The organism is Mycobacterium neglectum (assembly GCF_002591975.1).
GTDB classification, from domain to species: domain Bacteria; phylum Actinomycetota; class Actinomycetes; order Mycobacteriales; family Mycobacteriaceae; genus Mycobacterium; species Mycobacterium neglectum.
In genome coordinates, this window is sequence record NZ_NVQE01000009.1 from 46,406 (window position 1) to 65,237 (window position 18,832).

The 18,832-nt window shown below is 65.5% G+C and carries 17 protein-coding genes; 15 read left to right on the forward strand and 2 right to left on the reverse strand.

What is annotated here, in order from left to right; genetic code table 11:
* Positions 1-82 precede the first annotated feature (82 nt).
* Genes CSQ99_RS09785 through manA form a run of 3 tightly spaced genes read left to right on the forward strand, consistent with a single transcriptional unit; the run spans position 83 to position 3,823 of the window.
* Positions 83-1,483: a phosphomannomutase/phosphoglucomutase gene (locus tag CSQ99_RS09785; protein WP_099038868.1), complete on the forward strand. Its 1,401-nt coding sequence runs from the start codon at positions 83-85 to the stop codon at positions 1,481-1,483.
* Positions 1,480-2,592, forward strand: coding sequence for a TobH protein (locus tag CSQ99_RS09790; protein WP_099038869.1), 1,113 nt, complete (start codon positions 1,480-1,482; stop codon positions 2,590-2,592). The genes CSQ99_RS09785 and CSQ99_RS09790 overlap by 4 nt, the downstream gene beginning before the upstream one ends.
* Positions 2,593-2,596: 4 nt before the next feature.
* Positions 2,597-3,823, forward strand: coding sequence for a mannose-6-phosphate isomerase, class I (manA, locus tag CSQ99_RS09795; protein ID WP_099038870.1), 1,227 nt, complete (start codon positions 2,597-2,599; stop codon positions 3,821-3,823).
* A gap of 1 nt (position 3,824) precedes the next feature.
* On the opposite strand, the gene CSQ99_RS09800 is transcribed toward manA, so the two are convergent.
* Complete coding sequence (locus tag CSQ99_RS09800; protein ID WP_099038871.1) at positions 3,825-5,165, reverse strand: FAD-dependent oxidoreductase; 1,341 nt, start codon at positions 5,163-5,165, stop codon at positions 3,825-3,827.
* 53 nt (positions 5,166-5,218) lie between these two features.
* On the opposite strand from CSQ99_RS09800, the gene CSQ99_RS09805 reads away from it, so the two are divergent.
* From CSQ99_RS09805 to CSQ99_RS09840, 8 genes are all read left to right on the forward strand, one after another.
* Positions 5,219-6,694, forward strand: a complete 1,476-nt coding sequence (locus tag CSQ99_RS09805) for an amino acid permease (RefSeq protein ID WP_099038872.1) — start codon at positions 5,219-5,221, stop codon at positions 6,692-6,694.
* Between the two features lie 78 nt (positions 6,695-6,772).
* On the forward strand, positions 6,773-7,642 hold the full coding sequence (locus CSQ99_RS09810) for a type IV toxin-antitoxin system AbiEi family antitoxin domain-containing protein (RefSeq protein WP_099038873.1): 870 nt from the start codon (positions 6,773-6,775) through the stop codon (positions 7,640-7,642).
* Positions 7,643-7,782: 140 nt separating this feature from the next.
* Entirely contained in the window at positions 7,783-9,006 is a 1,224-nt protein-coding gene (locus tag CSQ99_RS09815) for an alkane 1-monooxygenase (RefSeq protein ID WP_099038874.1), read from the forward strand.
* On the forward strand, positions 9,003-9,164 hold the full coding sequence (locus CSQ99_RS09820; protein WP_099038875.1) for a rubredoxin: 162 nt from the start codon (positions 9,003-9,005) through the stop codon (positions 9,162-9,164). The genes CSQ99_RS09815 and CSQ99_RS09820 overlap by 4 nt, the downstream gene beginning before the upstream one ends.
* A gap of 27 nt (positions 9,165-9,191) precedes the next feature.
* Entirely contained in the window at positions 9,192-9,371 is a 180-nt protein-coding gene (locus tag CSQ99_RS09825) for a rubredoxin (RefSeq protein WP_099038876.1), read from the forward strand.
* Between the two features lie 53 nt (positions 9,372-9,424).
* Entirely contained in the window at positions 9,425-10,072 is a 648-nt protein-coding gene (gene alkX, locus CSQ99_RS09830) for a TetR family transcriptional regulator AlkX (protein WP_176560952.1), read from the forward strand.
* 126 nt (positions 10,073-10,198) lie between these two features.
* Complete coding sequence (gene ahcY, locus CSQ99_RS09835; protein ID WP_099038877.1) at positions 10,199-11,659, forward strand: adenosylhomocysteinase; 1,461 nt, start codon at positions 10,199-10,201, stop codon at positions 11,657-11,659.
* Between the two features lie 93 nt (positions 11,660-11,752).
* Positions 11,753-13,069: a lipase family protein gene (locus CSQ99_RS09840; RefSeq protein ID WP_099038878.1), complete on the forward strand. Its 1,317-nt coding sequence runs from the start codon at positions 11,753-11,755 to the stop codon at positions 13,067-13,069.
* A gap of 9 nt (positions 13,070-13,078) precedes the next feature.
* On the opposite strand, the gene CSQ99_RS09845 is transcribed toward CSQ99_RS09840, so the two are convergent.
* Positions 13,079-13,765: a DUF899 domain-containing protein gene (locus CSQ99_RS09845; RefSeq protein WP_099038879.1), complete on the reverse strand. Its 687-nt coding sequence runs from the start codon at positions 13,763-13,765 to the stop codon at positions 13,079-13,081.
* A gap of 89 nt (positions 13,766-13,854) precedes the next feature.
* On the opposite strand from CSQ99_RS09845, the gene CSQ99_RS09850 reads away from it, so the two are divergent.
* The 4 genes from CSQ99_RS09850 to lpqB all read left to right on the forward strand — a co-directional run bounded on the left by CSQ99_RS09850 (position 13,855) and on the right by lpqB (position 18,825).
* Positions 13,855-14,490 carry a dTMP kinase gene (locus CSQ99_RS09850; RefSeq protein ID WP_099038880.1) on the forward strand — a complete coding sequence of 212 codons (636 nt, stop codon included), beginning with the start codon at positions 13,855-13,857 and terminating at the stop codon, positions 14,488-14,490.
* Positions 14,491-14,637: 147 nt separating this feature from the next.
* Complete coding sequence (gene mtrA / locus CSQ99_RS09855; RefSeq protein WP_099038881.1) at positions 14,638-15,324, forward strand: two-component system response regulator MtrA; 687 nt, start codon at positions 14,638-14,640, stop codon at positions 15,322-15,324.
* Between the two features lie 76 nt (positions 15,325-15,400).
* A complete protein-coding gene (gene mtrB, locus CSQ99_RS09860) occupies positions 15,401-17,047 on the forward strand; it encodes an MtrAB system histidine kinase MtrB (RefSeq protein ID WP_099038882.1) in 1,647 nt (548 codons plus the stop codon).
* Positions 17,048-17,079: 32 nt separating this feature from the next.
* The gene (gene lpqB / locus CSQ99_RS09865; protein ID WP_176560961.1) at positions 17,080-18,825 is read left to right on the forward strand and encodes an MtrAB system accessory lipoprotein LpqB; all 1,746 of its coding nucleotides are present in this window, start codon (positions 17,080-17,082) and stop codon (positions 18,823-18,825) included.
* Positions 18,826-18,832 lie beyond the last annotated feature (7 nt).

Below are 18,832 nucleotides of genomic sequence, written 5' to 3' on the forward strand. Positions count from 1 at the left end.
CGACGCTCGGCGCGCACTACCGGACCTGCCTCTTCCGTTCGCCGGTTAGGCTGGCGCCAGCGTCCACGTCTCAAGGAGTTTTATGTCCCGGCCCGCCGCGGCTGTCCGCCGCGTCATCAAGGCGTATGACGTTCGCGGCCTGGTCGGCGAAGAACTCGACGAGCAGTTTGTCCGCGAGATCGGCAGTGCGTTCGCCCGGCTCATGCGCGACGAGAACGCCACCCAAGTGGTCATCGGCTACGACATGCGCGACAGCTCACCGTCGCTCGCGGAGGCGTTCGCCGAAGGTGTCGCCGCGCAGGGCCTCGATGTGGTGCGCATCGGCCTGGCTTCCACCGATCAGCTGTATTTCGCCTCGGGCCTGCTGGACTGTCCAGGTGCCATGTTCACCGCAAGCCACAACCCGGCGGCCTACAACGGCATCAAGCTGTGTCGGGCAGGCGCCAAGCCCGTCGGCAAGGACACCGGTCTCACCGCGATCAGCGAGGAAGTCATCGCCGGGGTGGGAGCTCACGACGGGCCCCGCGGCTCGATGTCCGACCGCGATGTCCTGGCCGACTACGGCGACTTCCTGAGGTCGTTGGTGAGTTTGGCCGAGTTGCGGCCGCTGAAGGTCGCCGTCGACGCCGGCAACGGTATGGCCGGCCACACCACTCCCGCTGTGCTGGGACCGATTCCGACGATCACGCTGGCACCCCTGTTCTTCGAACTCGACGGCAACTTCCCCAACCACGAAGCCAATCCGCTGGAACCGGCGAACCTCGTCGACCTGCAGAAGTTCGTGTTGGAGACCGGTGCCGATATCGGGCTGGCGTTCGACGGCGACGCCGACCGGTGCTTCGTGGTCGACGAGTTGGGCCAGCCGATCTCACCGTCGGCGGTGACCGCATTGGTCGCCGCGCGGGAACTCGAGCGTGAGATCGGGGCGACGGTGATCTACAACTTGATCACCTCTCGAGCCGTCCCGGAACTCGTCGCCGAACGTGGCGGTACTCCGGTGCGCTCGCGCGTCGGACACTCCTACATCAAGGGCTTGATGGCCGACACCGGTGCGATCTTCGGCGGAGAGCATTCGGCGCACTATTACTTCCGTGACTTCTGGGGCGCCGACTCTGGCATGCTGGCGGCCTTGCATGTGTTGGCGGCACTCAGTGAGCAGAACCGGCCGTTGTCCGACCTGATGGCCGACTACCAGCGCTATGAAGCATCCGGCGAGCTCAACTACACGGTCACCGACGCCGAGGCGTGCGTCGACGACGTGCTTTCGTCCTTCGTTGCGCGCGTGCACTCGATCGACCACCTCGACGGCGTGACAGTCGATCTTGGCGACGGATCCTGGTTCAACCTGCGTATGTCCAACACGGAGCCGTTACTGCGACTCAACGTCGAAGCGCGGACCACCGAGGAAGTCGACGACATCGTCGCGCAGATCGCGACGAGGATCGCCGCGCGCACCGAGGTGGCATCCGAGGTGTCAGAGTGAACGCCACCCACTCGCTCGTCGACCTCGACGACCTGGACGGGCTGCTTGCCGCCGATCGCGACGGTTCGCTGCGCGCCGTGGCGATGGCCGGTGCCCAGGTGCGCGCCACCGCGGCGGCGCTCGACGAGGGGGAACTGGACCAACTGCGGAGCAATGAGCCACCCCGGACGGTGATCTGGGTTGCGGGTCGCGGGAACGCCGAAGCCGCAGGGTTGTTGCTCGCTGCCGCACTCGGCGCGTCGGTGGCCGCGCCGATTGTCGTCGCCCCCGAAGTGCCGCCCTGGATAGGAGCACTGGACGTCCTGATTGTGGCGGGTGACGATCCGGCCGATCCTGCGCTGGTTTCGGCCGCCGCCACCGGAGTTCGCCGTGGCGCTCGCGTCGTTGTGGTCGCGCCCTATGAAGGACCGCTGCGCGACGCCACTGCGGGACGATCCGTCGTGCTGGCTCCGCGGGTGTGGGTGCCGGACGAGTTCGGCTTTTCCCGCTATCTGGCCGCCGGCCTGGCGACACTGACCACGGTCGACCCGGGACTGCGGGTGGATCTGGCGGCACTGGCTGACGAGTTGGATGCGGAAGCCTTGCGCAACAGCGCTGGACGCGACGTGTTCACCAATCCCGCAAAGTCGTTGGCCGAGCGGATGTCGGGCTGTGACGTCGTCATCGCGGGTGACAATGCGGCGACGCTGGTGTTGGCCCGACATGTCGCGAGCGTCATGTTGCGGGTCGCCCATCGGGCCGTCGCCGCGGTGGGGCTGGCCGACGCGGCGGTGGCGTTGCGCAACGGAATGAGTGCCGGATCCGGCGCCGATCGCGAACAGTCGATCTTCCACGACGAGCAGATCGACGGTCCGCTTCCGCCGCGAGTTCGAACCTTCGTGCTCGCGACCGACGCCGAGCGGGCAGTGGTCACGGCGAGGGTCGCGGGTCTCGGCGGCGTCGATGTGATCATCGCCGAGGACGTGCCGGAGGCGTTCGACGTCTCCGACATCGAGCGCATACCCCAGCCTGCCGCCTCGGCCGGACCGGGGCGTCTGGAAGAGCAACTGGCGCTGCTGGCTGTCCGGATGGAAATGACGGCCGTTTACCTGAAGCTGGTCCGGGGTTGAGCAAGTGAACCTGCTACGAGGAGCAGTGCGGACCTACGCGTGGGGATCACGCACTGCGATCGCCGATTTCACCGGACGAACCAGTCCCACAGCGCATCCCGAGGCCGAATTGTGGTTCGGCGCCCATCCGGGCGACCCGGCGTTGCTGGAAACCGAGAGCGGTGACCGGTCACTGCTCGACACGGTGCGCGAGGATCCGGAAGGACAGCTCGGAGCGGGTGTGCGCGGCAGATTCGGCGACACGCTGCCGTTCCTGCTCAAGGTGCTCGCCGCCGACGAGCCTCTTTCGCTCCAAGCGCATCCAAGTGCACTTCAGGCGGCGGAGGGCTTCGCGCGCGAAGACCGCCTCGGTATCCCGGTGAACGCGCCGAACCGCAACTATCGCGACGCCAGCCACAAACCTGAAATCCTGGTCGCTCTTGGAGAATTCGAGGCGCTCGCCGGATTCCGCCCGGCCGAGGGCAGCGTCGATCTGATGCGCGCGCTCGCGGTGACAGACCTCGACCCATTTATCGACCTGCTGGCCGGCCAGCCCGACGCAGACGGCTTGCGGGCCTTGTTCACCACGTGGATCACTGCGCCGCAGCCTCATCTCGACGTGCTGGTGCCCGCGGTGATCGAAGGCGCGATCCATTATGTGCGTTCGGGCAGTAAGACATTCGCTGCTGAGGCCAGGACCGTACTCGAACTGGGCGAGCGCTACCCGGGTGACGCAGGTGTGCTGGCCAGCCTGCTGCTGAACCGGATCACCCTGGCCCCGGGCGAGGCGATCTATCTGCCGGCGGGAAATCTGCACAACTATTTGCACGGCGTGGGTGTGGAGGTAATGGCCAACTCCGACAACGTATTGCGTGGCGGGCTCACTCCCAAGCACGTGGACGTGCCCGAGCTGCTGCGCGTGCTCGACTTCACCCCGGCGAGCGAGGATCTGATCCGCCCCAAGATCACCAAGGACGGCCTCGAGTCGGTGTACGACACTCCTGCACCGGAATTCGCGGTCTCGGAGCTGCACATCGACGGCGAGCACCTCGGTCACGAGATCGACGCGCCGTGCCGTCATGACGGGCCTCAGATCCTGTTGTGCACCGAAGGCTCTACGGTGGTGCATGCCAAGGGGGGCAATGTCACGTTGAACCGCGGCTCAGCCGCGTGGGTCGCCGCCGACGAGGGACCGATCCGTCTTGCCGCCGATGTTCCGACGAAACTCTTCAGGGCGACGGTCGGGATCTAGGCTACGCCGAGCGCTTCTCTGCCAGCCACAGTTTCATGTTGTGCCGGATGGTGCGACCGACCAGGCGTGGCGACGGAACCATATAAAGACTGTCGAGAAGGCTGAATCTACGCAGAAACCATTCGGCCAGTACGGGATCCGTCTCGGCGGCGCCGAGGAACTGATCGAACAATCCGCCCACCGGCTTGTACCACCACTTGGACTCGCCGGTCGCATTGTGCAGCGCCAGGTCGCCGATGGCGGTCATCAACCAGACCGGCCACGTCGTCTTCGCCGTCGCCTTCGCGAGGCGGGGGGCGAGGTCAGGCTCGCCGGATTCGATCACCGCACGCAGGTTCGCGGCCTGGATGGCCGTCATGGTCATGCCCTGTCCGAACGTCGGATTGAAGCTCACCACGGCGTCGCCGAACGGGATGATGCCTGCGGGAAAGCGCTCCAGATCGTCATAACGGCGCCACCGGCTGGTCGGGTACTTGTGGAACGCCATCTCGCCGAGCGGTGTACCTCGCCGCAGTGCGGCCGACACATGCGCGGGCAAGATGTCGTCGGCCAGGTCGAGGATCTGCGCGACGGTCTGCGGCGGCTCGACCTTCGCGATGCCGAACGTCGTGACGTTCCAGTTGCCGTCCTCGTAGAACAGCATGCCGATGCCGACCGGTTGAGCGCGCGAGGCGCCGGCCACCACGACCTTCTCCGCGAGCAGGCCCTCCGGGATGTGGAACTGATGGCTGGTGTAGGCGATCCCGACGTCGACGGTGTCCTCGCGCGGCCGCGGGTAGCCCCACTTGTCGAGCCATGCGGGGAGCCGGGTGCCGCGGCCGGTCGCGTCGACGACGAGATCGGCCGGCACGGCGTCACCCGAATCGAGCAGCACTCCGGTGACGCGCCCCAGCGCGGTGTCATAGGTCGGCTCGGTGACCCCTTCGCAAATGATCTCGACGTTCTCGATCGCGATCACGCGGCGGCGGATCTGCCACTCCAGCTGTGGACGGCTGGGGACGTAGGCGGTGAACTCGTCCTGCAACCGATGCGCCGTACCGAGCACATGGCCGGCTGCGCCGAAGTGGATGCAGTCTGGCCGGTTCTCCAGAATCGGAACACCGTCGGCCACCATGTCGTCGAGCAGGCCGGGGAAAAGGCTCTCGAATTCCTGGGCCCCGCGCGCCATCAGCAGATGAACATGCCTGCCCTGCGGGACGGCGTTCCGGTTCGCCGGGCGGTCCGGCAGTTCGTCGCGCTCGTAGACGGTCACGCGCTCGCACACATCGGAGAGGACCCGAGCGGCGCACAACCCCCCCAGGCTGGCTCCGATCACGGTTGCGTGTTTATAACTCCGCCCCATTGAGTGGACAGTACTCGGTACATTCCCGTCACAGACCACGGGAGGAAACGCCGATGGCACGCAGGACGAAGTCGGTTGAGCAGTCGATCGCCGACACCGACGAGCCCGACACTCGCCTGCGAAAAGACCTGAATTGGTGGGACCTCACGGTCTTCGGGGTGTCGGTGGTGATCGGCGCGGGCATCTTCACGATCACGGCGTCGACGACCGGAAACATCACCGGTCCGGCCATCTCGATCTCGTTTGTCTTCGCCGCGATCGCGTGTGGTCTGGCCGCGTTGTGCTACGCAGAATTCGCCTCGACTGTGCCCGTGGCCGGCAGCGCCTACACGTTCTCCTACGCGACGTTCGGTGAGTTCGTCGCATGGATCATCGGCTGGGACCTGATCCTCGAGTTCGCCGTGGCGGCCGCGGTGGTGGCCAAGGGCTGGTCGAGCTATCTGGGCACCGTCTTCGGTTTCGGCGGTGGCACCGCGGATATGGCTGGTCTGAAACTGGATTGGGGCGCCCTGCTGATCATCGTCTTCGTCACCGTCATCCTGGCGTGGGGGACCAAGCTCTCCGCGAAGGTCAGCTTGGCGATCACAGTGATCAAGGTGGCGGTGGTGCTGCTCGTCGTGGCCGTCGGCGCGTTCTACATCAAGATGGAGAACTTCACCCCGTTCATCCCGCCTGCCCAGCCCGGTGAAGGTGGTTCGGGAACTGACCAGTCGCTGTTCTCATTGCTCACCGGCGCCGGGGGCAGTACCTACGGCTGGTACGGCCTGCTGGCGGGTGCGTCCATCGTGTTCTTCGCGTTCATCGGCTTCGACATCGTCGCCACCACCGCGGAAGAGACCAAGAACCCGCAGCGTGACGTGTCGCGCGGCATCATCGCCTCGCTGGCGATCGTCACGGTCCTCTACATCGCGGTGGCCGTGGTGATATCCGGCATGATCAACTACACCGAACTCCGCGAGGCTGGTGAAAAAGCAAACCTCGCAACGGCATTCGCTGCCAACGGTATCGACTGGGCGGCGAAGGTCATTTCGATCGGAGCGCTGGCCGGGCTCACCACCGTGGTGATCGTGCTGGTGCTCGGGCAGACGCGGGTGCTGTTTGCGATGTCACGCGACGGACTCTTGCCACGGTCGCTCGCCAAGACCGGCAAGCACGGCACACCGGTGCGCATCACGCTGATCGTCGGTGCGCTGGTGGCCGTGACGGCGACGGTGTTTCCGATCGGCAAGCTCGAGGAGATGGTCAACATCGGCACGCTCTTCGCGTTCGTGCTGGTGTCCGCCGGTGTGATCGTGTTGCGTCGTCAGCGCCCCGATCTCGAGCGCGGCTTCCGGGCGCCGGGTGTGCCGTGGCTGCCGGCCGCGGCGATCATTGCGTGCGTCTGGCTCATGCTCAACCTCACCGCGCTGACCTGGATCCGGTTCCTCATCTGGATGGCTCTCGGCGTGGCCGTCTATTTCCTCTACGGCCGCCGCCACTCGGTGCTCGGCCGGCGGGAGTCGGAGTCCGCTGCGGATTCGGCGCGCTGATCGACCGTCGCGGTTGGTTTGCGCGCCCGATTCGCAAAGGAGAGAACCGCGGAGACCATCCCGACCGTCTGATCAATCGTGCTCAACGATTATTTGCGCCGACACGACGGCGTCATCACCCTCGGTCAGGCACGCGCGGCGGGGTTCAGTTGGCGGGCAGTTCAGCGCAGGCTGCAGTCGGGTGAATGGGTTCGATGCAGTCGAGGCGTGTATTTCGTCGACGACCGGCCGTTCTCCGACGCCGCCCGGGTCCGGGCCGCGGTGTGGGGCTACGGGCCCGGTGCCGTAGCCAGCGGTTTGACGGCCGCGTGGTGGCATGCTCTGACCCGGTTTGCGCCCGAGATAGCCGAAGTGACCGTGCCGCGGGGCAGTCACGGCCGCCGGCACCCAGACACCAGAGTGCGGCGCCGCAACCTCGACGAGTGCGACGTTGTCGAGCGTCGCGGCCTACGAGTGACGTCGCTCCCGTTGACCGTCGTCGAAGCCGCTGCCCAGCGCGGAGGTGGACCGAAGCTGATGGACAACGCGCTGCAGCGCCATGTCGATCTCAACAGCTTGTGGCACGCACATCTTCGCAACAAAGGACGAACAGGTGCGCCACGCTCGCGCCGGCTTTTGCAGGCAGCCTCCGACGGATCGCGGTCTGCCGCCGAGCGGCTCTTGATCAAGACCCTGAGAGACGCGGGCATCACCGGATGGAAGGCGAACTACCGGGTCGCGGGCTACCGCGTCGACGTCGGGTTTCCGGGTCCGCGGGTAGCCATTGAGGTCGATGGGATGGCCTTCCACAGCGGCGCTGAGGAGTTCCAGATCGACCGTGAGCGCCAGAACGCCATCGTGCTGAAGAGTTGGCAGGTGCTGCGCTTCACCTGGCTGGACCTCACCGAATACCCGGATCGGGTCTTGACGATTATTCGAGCTGCGATTCGGCGCGCTAATCAACCGTGACGGTCGATGAGCGCGCCCGATTCACGAAACGAACTTTACAAAACATGCCTCTGTGTCTAGACAGGCGACAAAAGTGGCTCTATAGTCAACCTCAGGCCGTGATGGTACTCACACGAGGAGGAACTCCAGTGACCACGCAAATGTCAGAGCTCGAGATCGAACAGTGGCGGGACAAGAAGCGCTATCTGTGGTTGATGGGGCTGATCGCACCGACGGCGCTGTTCGTGATGATGCCGCTGGTGTGGGCCCTCAACCAGTGGGGCTGGCATGCGGTGGCGCAGGTGCCGTTCTGGATCGGCCCGATCCTGCTGTACATCCTGCTGCCTGCTCTTGACTTGCGTTTTGGGCCCGACGGGCAGAATGCGCCCGACGAGGCGATGGAGCGGCTCGAGAACGACAAGTACTACCGCTACTGCACATACATCTACATTCCGTTCCAGTACGCCAGCGTGATCTTTGGCGCCTACTTGTTCACGGCGTCGAACCTGAGCTGGCTCGGGTTCGACGGTCCGCTGGCGTGGCCGGCCAAGATCGGTCTCGCGCTGTCGGTGGGCATGCTCGGAGGGGTGGGCATCAACACCGCGCACGAGATGGGTCATAAAAAGGACGAACTGGAACGGTGGCTCGCCAAGGTCACACTGGCTCAGACGCTCTACGGCCACTTCTACATCGAGCACAACCGGGGACATCACGTCCGCGTCGCGACTCCGGAGGACCCCGCGTCGGCCCGGTTCGGCGAGACGTTCTGGGAGTTTCTGCCACGCAGCGTGTGGGGGAGCGCGAAGTCGGCCTGGGAACTGGAGGCCAAGCGGCTACAGCGGGCAGGTAAGAGCAAGTGGCACTGGTCCAACGACGTGCTGAACGCCTGGGCGATGTCGGTCGTGTTCTACGGCGCGCTGATCGCAGTGTTCGGGGTGGCGCTGATTCCCTACATTCTCATCTCGGCGGTGTTCGGGTTCACGCTGCTCGAGACGGTGAACTACCTCGAGCACTACGGGCTGCTGCGGCAGAAGACCGAAAGCGGTCGGTATGAGCGGTGCGCACCGGTGCACAGCTGGAACTCCGACCACATCGTGACCAACCTGTTTCTGTATCACCTTCAGCGGCACAGTGACCACCACGCCAACCCGACGCGGCGCTACCAGACGCTGCGCAGCATGGAGGGTGCGCCGAACCTTCCCAGCGGCTACGCGTCGATGATCGGCCTGACGTACTTCCCGCCGCTGTGGCGCAAGGTGATGGATCAGCGGGTGCTCGATCACTACGACGGCGATATCACCAAGGTCAACGTGCACCCACGTGTCCGCGACAAGGTGCTGGCCAAGTACGGAGCCGCAGACAAGGAGCAAGGGGCGGCAGCATGAGCGCCCACCGCTGCCCCGGCTGCGACTACGTCTACGACGAGACGAAAGGTGCACCGCGGGAAGGGTTTCCCGCGGGCACCGCATGGAGCGACATCCCCGATGACTGGTGCTGCCCGGACTGTGCAGTACGCGAAAAGGTCGACTTCATAACCGAATAGCCCCGTCACCACGAGAAAGGTAATGACATGGACTACAAGCTCTTCATCTGCGTGCAGTGTGGATTCGAGTACGACGAGGCCAAGGGCTGGCCGGAGGACGGCATCGCCCCGGGCACGCGCTGGGACGACATCCCCGACGACTGGAGCTGCCCGGACTGCGGCGCGGCCAAGGCGGACTTCGAGATGGTGGAGGTCGCTCGTTCGTGACGGCGAACGTGACCTGGGCGAGCGAAGCGACCCGGAAAGATAGGGTCGCGAGAATGAGCCGCCCACGAAGCGCGCAGCGCATCCCATACGCCGAGGCGTCCAGGGTGCTGCTGCGCGATTCGATTCTGGACGGCATGCGAGAAGAACTCCTCACCCGAGACTGGTCGGCCATCACGCTGTCGCACGTGGCCAAGGCTGCGGGCATCAGCCGTCAGACCATCTACAACGAGTTCGGCTCGCGGCACGGTCTGGCCCAGGCCTACGCGCTGCGCCTGGCCGACCGGCTCGTCGACCAGATAGACGGTGCGATCCAGGGCAACGAAGGCGACGTCCACGCGGCCTTCGTCGCGGGGTTCCGTAACTTTTTCACCGAGTCGGCCGCCGATCCTCTGGTGATCTCACTGCTGACCGGTGATTTCAAACCCGACCTGCTTCAGTTGATCACCACCGACAGTGGGCCGATCATCACGCACTGCTCGCAGCGGCTGACGTCGACATTCGTCGACAGCTGGGTGAAATGCGGCGCGGAGGACGCGGGAGTGTTGGCGCGCGCGATCGTTCGGCTCGCGATGAGCTATGTGTCGATGCCCCCCGAAGCGGACTCCGGAACATCGCCCGCTCGCGGGCACGATGTCGCCCATGACCTGGCCCGTTTGATGACGCCGTTTGCCGAGCGCTACGGTGTTGTGGATACCTCTTAGCTGTCAGAGCGCCTGAGCGCCTGTCCCGCGAGCCCGCAGGCTGGGGGGTTCTGAGCGTGGGTGTCGCCGTTGTGCGCACCTGTGCGCCCACAGGCAAAGACGAATGAAGAAGGGCTCTGAAATTCCATGACTGAGTTGAAGGTCGACGTCCGCAACGGCATCGATTACAAGGTGGCCGACCTATCGTTGGCCGAGTTCGGCCGCAAGGAGATCCGGCTGGCCGAGCACGAGATGCCCGGCCTGATGTCGTTGCGCCGCGAATACGCCGATGTGTTGCCGCTGAAGGGTGCGCGGGTTTCGGGCTCACTGCACATGACGGTCCAGACCGCCGTGCTGATCGAGACGCTGGTTGCGCTCGGCGCCGAGGTGCGGTGGGCATCGTGCAACATCTTCTCCACCCAGGACCATGCGGCGGCGGCGACTGTTGTCGGTCCGCACGGCACTGTCGAGGAGCCCAAGGGCGTCCCGATCTTCGCCTGGAAGGGCGAGACGCTCGAGGAGTACTGGTGGGCCGCCGAGCAGATGCTGACCTGGCCCGACGCGCCGGCCAACATGATTCTCGACGACGGTGGTGACGCCACGATGCTGGTGCTGCGCGGCGCGCAGTTCGAGAAGGCCGGCGTGGTTCCTCCCGGCGAGGACGACGATTCCGACGAGTACAAGGTGTTCCTGGCGCTGATCCGTAAGCGCTTCGAGACCGACAAGACCAAGTGGACCAAGATCGCCGAGGCGGTCCAGGGTGTCACCGAAGAGACCACGACCGGCGTGCTGCGGCTGTATCAGTTCGCCGCGGCGGGCGAGCTTTCGTTCCCGGCCATCAACGTCAACGACTCGGTGACCAAGTCCAAGTTCGACAACAAGTACGGCACCCGGCACTCGTTGATCGACGGCATCAACCGCGGCACCGACGTGCTGATCGGCGGCAAGGCCGCACTGGTGTGCGGCTACGGCGACGTCGGCAAGGGCTGCGCGGAGGCATTGAAGGCTCAGGGCGCCCGCGTCGCGGTCACCGAGATCGACCCGATCAACGCACTGCAGGCGCTGATGGACGGTTTCGAGGTCAAGACGGTCGAAGAAGCCATCGGCTGGGCCGACATCGTGATCACCGCGACCGGCAACCAGGGCATCATCACCCTCGAGCACATGAAGTCGATGAAGCACCAGGCGATCCTGGGCAACATCGGCCACTTCGACGACGAGATCGAGATGGCTCGTCTCGAGCGTGACTCCGACGTGCGCCGCATCAACATCAAGCCGCAGGTCGACGAGTTCGTCTTCCCCGACGGGCACTCGATCATCGTGCTGAGCGAGGGCCGGCTGCTGAACCTGGGCAACGCGACCGGGCATCCGTCGTTCGTGATGAGCAACAGCTTCTCCAATCAGGTGATCGCGCAGATCGAGCTGTGGACCAAGAACGACGAGTACGACAACGAGGTCTACCGGCTGCCCAAGCATCTCGACGAGAAGGTCGCCAAGATTCACGTCGAGGCGCTCGGTGGCTCGCTCACCAGGTTGACCAAGGAGCAGGCCGAGTACATCAACGTCGACGTCGACGGTCCGTACAAGCCGGAGCACTACCGGTACTGATTCTGACGCGAAGGCCCCTGACACACGTTGTGTCAGGGGCCTTTTGCTGACGGGCCCCGCCGTCGGTTATACCGATTCTGTTACGGTCCGTGTGTGCGCCGGGGGTTCGGGGGAATCGTTGTCGTTGTTCTCATCGCTCTCGCAGCGTGTTTCGTCCCGCAGGCAAACGCCGACGACCCGACTATCGATGACCATCACCCGTACTTCAACGAGGACGAGTACCAAGCTTTCTACACGCCACCGGAGCCCCTACCGCAGGGGCAGCCGGGTGATCTGATCCGCACCGAACCGTCGAGATTGGTGCTCGAACCCTCCGGTGAGCTGGGCATGATCATGGCCACGGGAACGCGAATCATGTACCGCAGCACCGATGCTCGCGGAAACCCGATGGCGGTGACCGGCACCTACTTCGAGCCCGACAACGACTGGCCGGGCCAAGGGCCTCGTCCGCTGATCGTCTACGGCCCCGGCACTCAAGGGCAGGGCGACCAGTGCGCGCCGTCGCGGCAGTTCAATCAGGGCATCCACTGGTCGCCGTGGCTGGACCTGGCGTTCAACTACGAGGAGTTGTTCGTCTCGACGATGGTCGCGCGTGGGTTCGCGATCGTGATGACTGACTATCAGGGGCTGGGCACACCCGGTCTGCACACCTACGTGAACAGGGTGGCCCAGGGCAACGCGATGCTCGACGCCGGCCGTGCGGCGATGCGGCTACCCGACACGTCGCTGGATCCGCATGGTCCGCTTGCCTTTTGGGGTTACTCGCAAGGCGGCGGGGCAGCGGCATCGGCGGCCGAGCTGGCGCCGTCCTACGCACCCGAACTCCATGTCGTCGGCACGTATGCGGGCGCGCCTCCCGCCGATCTGAAAGAACTGTTCCCGTACGCGGATGGGAGTGCGCTCGTCGGCGTGGTCGGCTACGCGTTGAACTCCGTCATCACCACCTACCCGGAATTCGAGCAGACGATCCGCGCGAAGATGACGCCACGCGGAGCAGACCTGCTGTACAAGGTGCAGGATCAGTGCATCGCCGAGACCATCACAAAGTTCATGTTCCGGCACCTACAGCCGTACTTCAACGAGGACATCTTCGCGCTGGTCAACCAGGAACCGTTCAAGAGCCTTTTCGACATGCAGAGGATCGGCAAGTACAAACCCAATGCGCCGGTGATGATTCTGAGCAACCGCTACGACCCACTTGTGCCGTGGGGTCCCGCCAGGCAGCTGGGCCTCGACTGGTGTGCGCAGGGTGCCGACGTGCAGTTCTGGACCAACGAGCAGCCGCCGTTTCTGAACAAGCTCGTGGTCAACCACGCGCTGCCCATGCTGGTGGACGGTGAGCGGGCCATGCAGTGGATTGCCGACCGATTCAACGGATTGCCGACAACACCGAACTGCGGACAGTTCTGAGCGGCTGCACTACGTGCGGTACTCGTCGCGCTTGCGCGGCCAGTCGGAGAAATCGTCACCGCGCCCATGGGGTGCTCGGTCGAGCAGCTGCCACGTGGCGTTCAGCGCCTCGGTGCCGCGATCGTACGTCGAATACGTGTGGAAGACGACGCCGTCCTCCAGCGCGAAGCAGCTCAGCGCCATCAGCTCCATCACGTCGAGCATGCTGCCGCTGCCAGCGCCGTAGTCGCGGCGCGGCGTCGGAACGTGCATGTATTCGAAGAAATCGGCGTCGAAGCCACTACCGCCTGATGACACCCACTCCACGTCCCAGCCCATCCGCTGCTTGTAGGCCGTGAGAACCGGTAGCGGCGATCGCGACGCCAGCACGAACGTCACGTCCCGGTGCGCCAGGTGCGGCACCGCGCCGACCAAGTTGTCCGTTTCGAACGTGCACCCCGGACAGCCCTGCGGGGTGTTCGGCCCGTGCATGAAGTGCCGCACGATCAGCTGCGAACGGCCGTCGAAGAGTTCGGTGAGCGTCCGCTTTCCTGCCGTGGTGTCGAACAGGTACTGCTTCTCCACGGGAACCCACGGCAGTCGCCGCCGCTCCGCGGCGAGCTCGGTGGCGCGTCGAGTCAGTTCTTTTTCGTGGGCCAGCTGCCGTTCGTAGGCGGCGCGCCACTCTTCGCGCGTTCCGACCGTATGCGTCGTCATTGCGTCATCCTCCAGCCGTACGGATGGGTCATGGGAGCAGACCGTCGGCGGCGGCAAAACTCATCGGCCTCCCGCGCTAGGCTGCCCGCGTGCTCATCGTGATCGAAGGCGTCGACGGCGCAGGCAAGCGCACACTGACCAACGGTCTGCGCACGGCATTCGAGGGTGCGCACAAATCCGTCGCCACCCTTGCCTTCCCGCGCTACGGCAATTCGGTGGAAGCCGACCTGGCCGCCGAGGCGCTGCACGGCGGGCACGGTGACCTGGCCGAGTCCGTCTACGCGATGGCGGTGCTGTTCGCGCTCGATCGTGCCGGCGCAAAGGTCGACATCGGTCACCTCACCGACACCTACGACGTCGTGATCCTCGACCGTTACGTCGCATCCAACGCGGCCTACAGCGCGGCCCGGCTGCACCAGGGCTCCGACGGCGAGGTCGTCGAATGGGTGCGCGACCTCGAGTACGACCGGCTCGAGCTCCCCAAGCCCGACGCCCAAATACTGCTCGCGGTGCCGATCGAGCTCGCCGCCGCGCGTGCCGACAACCGCGCCCGCGAGGAGGTCGACCGCGCGAAGGACGCCTACGAACGCGACGACGGTCTGCAGCGCCGCACCGGCGAGGCCTACACGGCGCTGGCGGCAGGCAATTGGTGTGGACCGTGGAAGGTCGTGCCGCCCGATGTCGACGCGGCGACGCTGGCGGCGGAGTTGTCGGAGTTCTCGTAACTGGCGTGAATCGTCCCGCCGAGTGTGCGCACAGATCGCGAATCGGCGTCCCGACGGTGCCCAATCGCGATCTGAACGCACATCCGAGCCGTTCAACACGCAAAACGCGCGTGTGGTAGCCAGGGTTTATCGCGATCTGGTGACACCATGGACACCATGAGGCAAAGGATTCTGGTTGTCGATGACGACCCTTCGCTCGCCGAGATGCTCACCATCGTGCTTCGCGGGGAGGGCTTTGACACCGCGGTCATCGGTGACGGCACCCAAGCGCTGACCGCGGTTCGCGAACTGCGGCCCGACCTGGTGCTGCTGGACCTGATGTTGCCCGGCATGAACGGCATCGACGTGTGCCGCGTGCTGCGTGCGGACTCCGGCGTGCCGATCGTCATGCTGACCGCCAAGACCGACACCGTCGACGTGGTCCTGGGGCTGGAGTCCGGCGCCGACGACTACGTGATGAAGCCGTTCAAACCCAAGGAGCTCGTCGCCCGCGTGCGAGCGCGTCTTCGCCGCAACGAGGACGAGCCCGCCGAGATGCTGTCGATCGCCGATGTGGAAATCGACGTTCCGGCTCACAAGGTCACGCGGATGGGCGAGCAGATCTCCCTGACTCCGCTCGAGTTCGACCTCTTGGTGGCGTTGGCACGCAAACCGCGGCAGGTGTTTACTCGAGATGTGCTGCTCGAACAGGTGTGGGGATACCGACACCCCGCCGACACCCGTTTGGTGAACGTGCATGTCCAGCGTTTGCGGGCAAAGGTTGAGAAAGACCCGGAGAACCCGCAGGTGGTGTTGACCGTTCGAGGAGTGGGATACAAGGCCGGACCTCCGTGAGTCTGCGCGGCTGCGCCGGGGTCGTGACTCTGCGCGGCTGCGCCGCAGTCGTGACCTTTACCGCCAGGCGGTCGCCGTGATCTGGAGTTCGAGGCGGCGCATTCATCGGCGTTCGGCACCACTGTTGCGCGGATTGGGTGCGCTGGGTCGAGCCCTGAGTCTCGCCTGGCGGCGGTCCCTGCAGTTGCGCGTCGTCACGTTGACGATCGGATTGTCGCTGGCCGTCATCTTGGCGCTCGGCTTCGTGCTCACCAGTCAGATCACCGACCGCATTCTCGAGGTGAAGGTGCGGGCGGCCACCGAGGAGATCGACCGGGCGCGCAACACAGTCAGTGACATAGTCGGTGGCGAGGAGACACGCTCGCTGGACAGCAGCCTGCAGTTGGCCCGCAACACCCTGATCGACCGCACCGCCGATGCGGGTCCCGGTCTGGCAGGCGCCTTCGATGCGGTTCTCGTGGTGCCCGGCGACGGACCGCGCGCCGCGACAGCGGCAGGACCGGTGCAGCAGATCCCCAACGCCCTTCGCGAGTTCGTCAAGGCCGGCCAGGTCAGCTACCAGTACGCGACCGTGAACACCGACGGTTTCCGCGGCCCGGCGCTGATCATCGGCAGTCCGACGACATCTTCCACGTCGACCGTGACGAATCTCGAGCTCTACCTGATCTTTCCGTTGAACAACGAGGAGTCCACGATCACGCTGGTGCGCGGCACGATGGCCACCGGAGCCGTCGTCCTGCTGGGCTTGCTGGCCGCCATCGCGCTCGTCGTGGCCCGGCAGATCGTGCTGCCGGTGCGGTCCGCCTCGCGGATCGCCGAGCGATTCGCCGAAGGACACCTGACCGAACGCATGCCGGTGCGAGGAGAGGACGACATGGCCCGGCTGGCCGTGTCGTTCAACGACATGGCCGAAAGCCTGCACCGCCAGATCACCCAGCTCGAGGAGTTCGGCAATCTGCAGCGGCGGTTCACCTCCGACGTCAGCCACGAACTGCGCACCCCGCTTACCACGGTTCGCATGGCCGCCGACCTGATCCACGACCACAGCGACGAACTCGACCCGGCACTACGGCGATCCACCGAGTTGATGGTCAACGAGCTCGACCGCTTCGAGACGCTGCTCAACGACCTGCTGGAAATATCGCGCCACGACGCCGGTGTCGCCGAATTGTCCGTGGAGGCGGTGGATCTGCGGGCGACGGTACAGAGCGCGCTGGACAACGTCGGCCATCTGGCAGCCGACGCCGACATCGAGCTCATCGTCGACATGCCGTCGGACGACGTCATCGCCGAGGTCGACCCGCGCCGGGTTGAACGCATCCTGCGCAACCTGATCGCGAACGCCATCGATCACGCCGAGCACAAGCCGGTGCGCATCCGGATGGGTGTGGACGAAGATACCGTCGCCGTGACCGTCCGCGACTACGGCGTCGGGCTGCGGCCCGGCGAGGAGAAGCTGGTGTTCAGTAGGTTCTGGCGCTCGGACCCCTCGCGGGTGCGCCAATCCGGTGGCACCGGCCTTGGCCTGGCCATCAGCATCGAGGACGCCCGACTGCACCAGGGTCGGCTGGAGGCCTGGGGCGAGCCCGGCAAGGGCGCCTGCTTCCGGCTCACCCTGCCGCTGACGCGCGGCCACAAGGTGACGACCAGTCCACTTCCGCTGAAACCCGTTGGGCCTGAACGTGCCCCGCGGCCCACCGCCCGCGAATCGGAGAATGTGTGAAGCGCGCAGGCTCGATTGGGCGGGTGCGCGGTCTGGCGGCGGTCTTGCTGCTGGCGTTCGCGCTCGCTGGTTGCGCCGGAGTGCCGAGTTCGTCGTCGCCGCAGGCGATCGGCACCGTGGATCGGCCCGCGCCACCGAGTCTGCCCAAGCCCACGCCGGGGATGGATCCCGACGTGCTGTTACGGGAATTCCTCAAGGCCACGGCCGATCCCGCCAATCGGCACCTGGCGGCGCGGCAGTTCCTCACCGAATCAGGTTCCAGCGCATGGGATGACGCCGGTAGCGCGCTGCTGATCGACAATGTCGTGTTCGTCGAAACCCGCGGACCGGACCGGGTCACGGTGCGCATGCGTGCCGACATTCTCGGGTCGCTTTCGGACCTGGGTGTCTTCGAGACGGGTGAGGGTGCGTTGCCGGACCCTGGTCCGATCGAGCTGGTCAAGACGCCTGACGGCTGGCGTATCGACAAGCTTCCCAACGGGGTTTTCCTTGACTGGCAACAGTTTCAGGCGACCTACAAGCGCAACACCCTGTACTTCGCCGACCCGACCGGCACCACCGTGGTGCCCGATCCGCGTTATGTCGCGGTATCCGATCCGGACCAGTTGGCCACCGAACTGGTCAGCAAGCTGGTCGCAGGGCCACGCCCTGAGATGGCCAACAGCGTGCGCAACCTGCTGGGGCCGCCGCTGAAGCTGCGCGGCCCGGTGACTCGCGCCGACGGGGGAAAGACCGGCGTCGGCCGCGGGTACGGCGGTGCGCGGATCGACCTTGACAACCTGGCGACCACAGATCCGCACAGCCGCCAACTGCTTGCGGCGCAGATCATTTGGACGCTTTCGCGTGCCGGTATCAACGGTCCCTACGTGATCACCGCCGACGGCGCCGCGCTCGATGACCGATTTGCCGACGGGTGGGAGACCACCGATGTGGCGGCCACGGATCCGGGAGCGTTCCCCGGAGCGGCGGCGGGCTTGCACGGGTTGGTGGGTGGTTCGCTCGTATTCCTGGACGGCCCTCGCGCACCACGCGTCCCAGGGGCGTTCGGGCAGACACCGAATCAGACCGCGGCGGCGGTGTCGCGGACCGGCCAGAACGTCGCATCGATCGTGACGTTGCGGCCGGGCGCACCCGACATGGCGTCGTCGTTATGGGTCGGTCCACTCGGCGGCAACGCATCGCAGGCACTGGACGGACGCAACCTGACGCGGCCCAGCTGGGCCCTCGACGACGCAGTCTGGGTCGTGGTCGACGGCAACAACGTGGTGCGTGTCATCCAGGACGCATCCGGACAACCCGCGCGCATACCGGTCGACTCCACACCCGTGTCGTCGAGGTTTCCCGGCGCGATCAGCGAACTGCAACTGTCCAGAGACGGAACACGCGCCGCGATGGTCATCGACGGTCGGGTGATCCTGGCCGGGGTGGAGCAGACTCCAGGCGGCGGATATGCACTGACGTATCCGCGTCGGCTGGGGTTCGGACTGGGCAAGACGGTTGTGTCGCTGTCGTGGCGCACGGGCGACGACATCGTCGTCAGTCGCACGGATCCGCAGCATCCGGTGTCATACGTCAATCTCGACGGCGTGAACTCCGACGGACCCAGCCGGAATCTGCTGATGCCGGTCACCACCGTGGTGGCGAACCCGTCGACGGTCTATGTGGCCGACGAGCGCGGCGTGCTGCAACTGACAGGTTCGGTGGCCGACAACGACCCGGTGTGGTCCGAGGTTCGTCCGCTGATGGTGCCCGGTGCGCTACCGGTGTTGCCGGGCTGACCCGAGC